Genomic DNA, 626 nt, shown 5'->3' with positions numbered 1-626 from the left:
AAAAATCTTTCTAACAAAAACGGCTTCATTTCGCGAAAATCTGTTAAGTCCTTTAGCTCAACATCTCCAAAACGTTTGGCTATGTTTTTGCTGGCATTAACATCCGCATTATCGGTATATTCACAAAACTTGCATATGAATTTTTCTTGTGTCGGTCGGTTTGATCGGTCTATATAACCACAACAGGAACATTGCTGACTTGAATAAGCAGCCGGTACAGATGCGTATCGGATATGCTTCAAATCAAGCTTCTGCTTTAACCGGTCCATAGCATAACCAATTTTAGATGCTTTTAAAATCCGGTTCATGTTTCTGGATTTGAATCGCATATCGGATATGGATAACCGCTCTAAAACAACTGTTGTATCTTCCGTAACCGAATTGATAAACAGGTTGATTGCACGGCCGATTTCGTTTTTAATAAAACCATCGAGTTTTTCATTGTGGAGAGAAACTGGTACCAACCCTTTTTTCTTTAAACAGGCGTTCAACTTTTGTTTTCTACGTCGTTTCAAATCGTTCTGTTTGATTTTATCTTTCAGCTTTTCTGAAAACTGACCAAAATATTGAACTGGTGTTGTTAATAGGTTTTTGATTCCAAGATCAACGCCTATAATTTTTGATGC

Annotated in this window: 1 protein-coding gene; it reads right to left on the bottom strand. The window is 36.7% G+C overall.

The window, feature by feature from the left end:
• Positions 1 to 626: zinc ribbon domain-containing protein (locus tag HXW94_RS18860; RefSeq protein ID WP_178368424.1), on the bottom strand; the 626-nt coding region annotated here is incomplete at both ends.

The organism is Desulfobacter latus, from assembly GCF_013389365.1.
GTDB lineage: Bacteria > Desulfobacterota > Desulfobacteria > Desulfobacterales > Desulfobacteraceae > Desulfobacter > Desulfobacter latus.
Note: the sequence above shows the minus strand (reverse complement) of the source record. Positions and strands in the feature narration are given on the sequence as shown.